This is a genomic window from Streptomyces poriferorum (genome assembly GCF_019399235.1).
GTDB lineage: Bacteria > Actinomycetota > Actinomycetes > Streptomycetales > Streptomycetaceae > Streptomyces > Streptomyces poriferorum.
Map to the genome: position 1 here is coordinate 1 of NZ_JAELVH010000326.1, position 6542 is coordinate 6542.

The 6542-nt window shown below is 70.9% G+C and carries 6 protein-coding genes; 2 read left to right on the top strand and 4 right to left on the bottom strand.

The genetic code is table 11. The features are described from left to right. A partial coding sequence (locus tag JGS39_RS34590; RefSeq protein ID WP_219573708.1) for a TerD family protein occupies positions 1–602 on the top strand: 602 nt, incomplete at its 5' end. Positions 603–702: 100 nt separating this feature from the next. Here the strand turns inward: JGS39_RS34590 and JGS39_RS41215 are convergent. The 4 genes from JGS39_RS41215 to JGS39_RS34605 form a co-directional block, all read right to left on the bottom strand. Further along, entirely contained in the window at positions 703–933 is a 231-nt protein-coding gene (locus JGS39_RS41215; RefSeq protein WP_037711258.1) for a hypothetical protein, read from the bottom strand. Between the two features lie 145 nt (positions 934–1078). Beyond that, entirely contained in the window at positions 1079–2557 is a 1479-nt protein-coding gene (locus JGS39_RS34595) for an alkaline phosphatase PhoX (protein WP_219573712.1), read from the bottom strand. 166 nt (positions 2558–2723) lie between these two features. Continuing rightward, on the bottom strand, positions 2724–4202 hold the full coding sequence (locus JGS39_RS34600; protein WP_219573709.1) for a hypothetical protein: 1479 nt from the start codon (positions 4200–4202) through the stop codon (positions 2724–2726). A gap of 215 nt (positions 4203–4417) precedes the next feature. Next, on the bottom strand, positions 4418–5122 hold the full coding sequence (locus JGS39_RS34605; RefSeq protein ID WP_219573710.1) for an antibiotic biosynthesis monooxygenase: 705 nt from the start codon (positions 5120–5122) through the stop codon (positions 4418–4420). 135 nt (positions 5123–5257) lie between these two features. Between JGS39_RS34605 and JGS39_RS34610 the strand changes: the two genes are divergently transcribed. After that, on the top strand, positions 5258–6379 hold the full coding sequence (locus JGS39_RS34610) for a lipid II:glycine glycyltransferase FemX (protein WP_219573711.1): 1122 nt from the start codon (positions 5258–5260) through the stop codon (positions 6377–6379). Positions 6380–6542 lie beyond the last annotated feature (163 nt).

Here is a 6542-nt window from a genome sequence, read left to right on the forward strand (position 1 = left end):
TTCTGCAGGCTGACCCGGCCTCCGGGAAGATCAACCTCGACAAGGGCCGGGTCAGCCTGCAGAAGAACCAGACGGTGTCGCTGGTCAAGGGCGGCCGCCCGCTGCTCTCCCAGGTCAAGATGGGCCTCGGCTGGGAGCCCGCGTTCCGGGGCAAGGACATCGACCTCGACGCCTCGGTGATCGCCTACGGCCCCAACCGCAACCACCTGGAGAGCTGCTACTTCGGCAAGCTCTCCATCCTGAACGGCGCCATCAAGCACTCGGGCGACAACCTCACCGGTGAAGGCGCCGGCGACGACGAGGTGATCGTCGTCGACTTGGGCCGGATCCCCCCGGAGGCGACCGGTCTGGTGTTCACGGTCAACTCCTTCACCGGCCAGAAGTTCACCGAGGTGGCCAAGGCCTACTGCCGGCTGATCGACGGCGCCACCGGCGAGGAGCTGGTCCGCTTCGACCTGACCGGCGCCGAGCCGCAGACCGGCGTGATGATGGCGAAGCTGATCAAGCAGTTCTCCGGAGAGTGGGAGATGACCGCGATGGGCGACTTCGTGAAGTCGCGCACCGTCCGCGGCATGGTCAAGCCCGCCGCCCAGTCCCTGTAGCACCGGAAACGTCTTCAGGGGCACCCGGCTGGCTGTGGGTGCCCCTGAAGGCGGTCGGCGAGAGGGATGCGGCGTACGCGGCGCGTGCTCGTCAGCTCTCTCAGAGCTTGGTCAGCTTGGAGTACGGGCTCAGGATCCTCCCCTGTCGCCCCGAGAAGTCGATGAGCACTGCGTCGTTGTCGCCCTCGACAGCAAGGACTCGACCGAGTCCGAACTGGTCATGCGACACCCTGTCGCCCACATCGAACAATTCGACCGGTGGGGCCGCCTGGGCCGGGCGGTTGAAGGGACTGGAAGGCAGGTGACGCCGGGATCCGGCTGACTGTTTCATTACCTTGAGTATGCGCCCTGAAAACGCCCGACGCCATGCCCGACCGCTCCTGGGGCCCCACTGATGCCGGATTCGTAATCAGCCGTTCCGGTGCCGGCGGGCGCCCGGACCCGCTGCGGGCCGGGCCCCCGCTGACCGAAAGGCCTTACTTGTCCCGTCGCGGCTGGCGCTTCCACGGGCCGGTGATGGCCAGCATGATGCCGGGTGTCTGGATGTTGGCGAAGAGCGTCCTGCCGTCGGGCGAGAACGTCACACCGGTGAATTCGCTGTACTCCGGATCGGCCTCCGTGCCGGCGTTCAGCTCGTTGCGCGCGATGGGGTAGGTGCGGCCGCTCTCGGTCGCCCCGAAGAGGTGCTGGATGCCCTCGCCGTCCTCGGAGATGACCAGGCCGCCGTAGGGCGAGACCGTGATGTTGTCCGGGCCGTCGAAGGCGCCGTCCTTGGAGGGGTCGGCGTTGACGCCGAGGAGCACCTTCAGCGTCAGCGTGCGGCGCTTGGGGTCGTAGAACCAGACCTGGCCGTCGTGCGGGACGGGGCTCTCCGCGCGGGCGAACGAGGAGACGATGTACGCGCCGCCGTCGCCCCACCACATGCCTTCGAGCTTGCGGGCGCGGGTGATGTCCTTGTCACCGAACTGCTTGCGCACCGAGACGCTCCTGGCGTCGCGGTCGGGCACGTCGACCCAGTCCACGCCGTACACGGTGCCGATCTTCGTGGCGCGGGAGAGGTCGTCGACGAACGTTCCGTTCTTGTCGAAGCACTTCGTGGCCTGCAGCACACCGGCGTCGTCGGCGAGCGTGCGGAGCTTGCCGCGGCCGTGCTTGAAGCCGTGCGGGGGTACCCAGCGGTAGAGCAGTCCGTTGGGGCCGGACGCGTCCTCGGTGAGGTAGGCGTGGCCACTCTTGGGGTCGATGACGACGGCCTCGTGGGCGTAACGGCCGAACGCCTTGATGGGACGCGGGTCACGGTTGGCCCGCTTGTCGTACGGGTCGACCTCGAAGACGTAGCCGTGGTCCTTGAGCAGGCCGTTCTTCCCGGCCTTGTCCTCGGTCTCCTCGCAGGTCAGCCAGGTGCCCCACGGGGTGGAGCCGCCGGCGCAGTTGGTGGAGGTGCCGGCGATGCCGACCCATTCGGCGGTGCGGCCGTCGCGGCGGGTCTCCACCACGGTGCAGCCGCCGGCCGCGACCGGGTCGTAGACGAGGCCGTCGGTGAGCGGAACCGGGTGCTCCCAGCCGGCCCGGGTACCGCTCAGCTCGTGGTTGTTCACCAGCAGGGTCACGCCGCGCGCGCCCTCGAAGGCGGCGGTGCCGTCGTGGTTGGAGGGGGTGGACTCGCCGGTCTCCAGCTTGGTGACGCCACTGTGCGTGATGACCTTGTACGAGAATCCGGCGGGCAGCGCGAGTATGCCCTTCGGGTCGGGCAGCAGCGGCCCGTAGCCGGGCTCGTGGCTGTGTCCGTGCCCGTGTCCGTCGTGGTCGTGGCCGTGGTCGTCGTGGCCGTGCTTGGAGTCCCCGGCGGCGAGGGCGCCGGGTGCGGTGGCCAGCGCGGCGACGGTTCCGGTGAGGGCGATGCCGGCACCGGTGACGGCGGACTGTCTGGTGAATTCCCTGCGCGTGAAGGCCATCACGTACTCCTGGTGCAGCTGGGGCGGGTCGTTGATGCGCTCACCGTCCCGCCCTTGCCCCAACACCAGTTGAACTGAGGACGACTTCGAGGGAATCCCTTCCGTGAACATCCTCGACGGCGGGTGACCGAACGCGCTGGTCGGGCCACCCGCCCCGTCAGATCCCTCAGCTGCCCGAGCCACCCCGGGAGCGGGCCTTGAACGCGGCCTTGCGGGCGTCCTTCGCCTGCTTCTTGTCGCTGTGCAGCCGCCCCATCGCCTCCAGGACGTCCGCCGTCGCCGGGTGGTCCACCCGCCACGCCTCGTCGAAGAAGCCGCTGTGCTGGCCGGACAGCCCCTCGACCAGGCCCTGGAGCTCGTCCAGATCGCCGTCCGCCTCCAGCTGCGCCGCGATCGTGTCGATGGCGAGCCAGAAGATCATCGCCTCCGAGGGGGGCGGTACGTCGGCGGCGCCCCGCTCGGCGAGCCAGACCCGGGCGAGTCCGCCCAGCTCCGGGTCGCCCAGCACCGCGCGCACCGCGGGTTCGGCGTCCGCGCCGACGAGGGCGAGCGCCTGCTGGCAGTGCAGGCGGCGCAGCGGTGCCTGCGGGTCCTCGCCGCGTGCGGCGTCCAGGAGTTCACCGGCGGCCCCGTCGGCGCCGTGGCGCGCGAGCCACAGCTCGATCTCGCCGCGGGCCGCCGCCTCGGGGTAGTACGCGATGCCGCCGAGCAGTACGTCGGCGCCCTTGTCGGCCAGGTCACCGATGGCCGGGGCGTCCACACCGGCGTCCAGCATCCGGGCCCGGATGCCGTAGATGCCCAGCGGGGTCAGCTTCACCATGCCGTACCGGGTGACATCGTCGTCGTCGGCGGGCGGCACGGACTCCTCGCCCTCCTCGGCCAGCAACGCCTCGTCCACCGGCCGGTACTCGACGATGCCGATGGGTTCGAGTACCCGGAACTGGTCGTCGAGGCGCATCATCGCGTCCGACACCTGTTCCAGGATGTCGTCGGTGGGCTCGCCCATGTCGTCGGGGACGATCATCGAGGCGGCCAGCGCGGGCAGCGGCACGGCCTCATCTCCCGCGCCCTCGCCGACCGTGAGCAGATAGAGGTTGCCGAGCACCCCGTCGAGGAATTCCGCCTCGGTCTCCGGGTCCCAGTCCAGTGCGTCGAAGTCGATCGACCCGTCCTCGCCGACGAGGTCGGCGAAGTCGTCGAAGACCGGGGCGGTGGCGTCGGCGTGGGCGGCCTCCAGACCGTCGAGCCAGATCGACAGCACGTCCTGCGGCGAACCGCCGGTCAGCAGCGCCAGGTTCTCCCCGGCGGTGACGGTTCCCTCCACGTCGTCGGCGAAGTCCTCCTCGTCCGCACCCGGCTCCGTCGCCGGGTCCTCGACCTCGACCAGACCGGTGTCCACCGCGAGCCGCCAGGCCTCGCTGGCCTCCGCCGCACCGTCCTCGTCCGCGGCGAGGCCCAGGTGCTCGGCCGCCGCGGGCAGCTGGGCGTCGACGAGTTCGCCGCCGGCGCCGACTCTCGTGTCGGGGCCGGCCCAGCGGGCGAGCCGGACGGCGCGGGCGAGCAGCGGTGCCGCGAGCGCGTCCCGTGCCAGCTCCGCCTCGGTGTGCAGCCGTACCGGCGGCAGGATGGGGCGCTCTGCGGACATCAGGGGGTCTCCTCGAAAACGTGCGGGCGTACACGTCGCCGGGGCCACGGCTCCGGTCGCGTACGGGGTCAGGCAGCCCAAGCCTAGACGCATTGCACCCCCTGCCGCCCGGCGCACGGGACAGAAGGAGACCCGCCGTCCGCGGTGCCCGGGCAACTGATCTCCGTACACGGCGGATTGCCGCCCCCGAAGGCCCCGGGAGCCGGGCCTGCGGGCTATCCGCCCTCCCCCGGCCGCAGGCTGAGCGCCGGGGTGTAGCGGCGCACACCACCACCGGCGATCCCCGGGTAGCTCTGCACCCGTTCCCACTGCGGCGTCCGCGAGCCGATGCCGTTGCCGGGCGCGGCCAGTGCGTCGATGTGGGCCTGCGCGCTCTCCCACTCCGCGTAGTTGAGCACCCGGGTCCCGTCGGTGCTCACATGGAAGTGTCCGGCGAGTCCGCCGGGCGCCGGGGCCGGATCCGTACCCAGCGCTTCGAACACACCGTCCACCCAGTCGCGTTGGCGGGCCTTGTCGGCCCCGTCGAACTCCACGTCGACGACCACCACGCAGCCGGGCTCCCGGCCGCCCGGCGAGGAGGACCGGTAGAGCTCGTAGGTGTGCAGTCCGAGCCGTTCGATGCCCGGCACGGCCGCGTCGATCTCGGCGTTGCGCGCGTCCCGGCCGTCCCGGACGAACTCCCGGTAGCTCTCCTCGCCGGTCCACTGCGAGTAGTGGAAGAGCGTTCCGCCGTCCTCCCCCGTGTACACGCTGTACGAGAGCAGGCCCGGGTGCGGCCATCGCCTGGTCCCCCACGCTGCGCGGATGGCCTCGACGGTCAGCCTTCCGCGCTCCGGTGTGCCGACGTCCCAGGTACTGGCCTTGACGAGTCCCGCATCCGCACGGGTGACATCGGGCCGGGACACGAACTCCACTGTCATGGCTGCTCCCCTCACCGGCGCACCCTTGCGGTGCGCCCGTGACAGCCACCCTGATACGTCAAGCACACTTGAGGTCAACCGTGGCTCGCGTGCCTCTCGTCACGCTGACGAATCGGACAACGAACGGAGTACCGCATGACGCTGCGGGTCGAGGAGATCACGCGCGAGCAGCACTTGGCGTTCGTCGCCGCCCGGGGTTCGGCAAGCCATATGCAGGTCCCCTCGTGGGGCGAGGTGAAGCCCGACTGGCGCGCGGAGAGCATCGGCTGGCTGGACGAGGGCGGGCGGATCGTCGGTGCGGGGCTGGTGCTGTACCGCCCGGTCCCCAGGCTGAAGCGGTATCTGGCCTATCTGCCGGAGGGCCCGGTCATCCCGTGGCACGAGGGCGAGCTGCGCCCCTGGCTGGATCCGCTGGTGGCCCATGCCAGGGCCCGGGGCGCGTTCACGGTACGCATGGGCCCGCCCGTGGTCGCCCGCCGCTGGGACGCTCCGACGGTCAAGGACGCCATCGCGGACCCGGCCGCGGGCCGGCTGCGCGACGTCGGGGCGGATGAGACCGAGCCCCGGGCCGCCGAGGTCGTGGAGCAGCTGCGCCGGCTGGGCTGGCAGCAGGGCGCGGACGGGGACACGGACGGCTTCAGCGCCGGGCAGCCCCGGTACGTGTTCCAGGTGCCGTTCGCCGGCCGGTCGCTGGAGGAGATCCGGGACGGCCTGAACCAGCAGTGGCGGCGCAACATCAAGAAGGCGGAGAAGGCGGGTGTGAAGGTCGTCGAGGGCGGCCTCGACGACCTCCCGGTCTTCTACGAGCTGTACCGGGAGACCGCCGAGCGGGACCGCTTCATCCCCCGGCCGCTCGGCTACTTCCAGCGCATGTGGACCGCGCTGCGGGCCGAGGACCCGGACCGGATGCGGCTCTATCTCGCCCACCACGACGGTGAGGTGCTCTCCGCGGCGACGATGCTGACCGTGGGAACCCATGTCTGGTACTCGTACGGTGCCTCGACGAGCCGTCGGCGCGAGGTGCAGCCCAACAACGCGGTCCAGTGGCGGATGATGAGCGACGCGCACGAGCGGGGCGCCGCCGTGTACGACCTGCGGGGCATCACCGACACCCTCGACGAGGGCAACCATCTGCTGGGTCTGCTGCGGTTCAAGGCGGGCACGGGAGGGCGTGCCGCCGAGTACGTCGGCGAGTGGGACTACCCGGTCAGCAGGCTGCTGCACAAGGCGTTCGGCCTGTACATGGCGCGGCGCTGAGCCCCGCGGGTCACTCGGGTCACACGGATCACTCGGGTGCCACGGTCCGCCAGCCCGTCATGTTGAACTCGTCGAGCAGCCGTACGTCGCTGCCCTCCAGCGGAAAGGTGCGGGGCTCAAGGCCGGGGGCGGGGGCGATCTCCAGGGCGTCGCCCTCGATCAG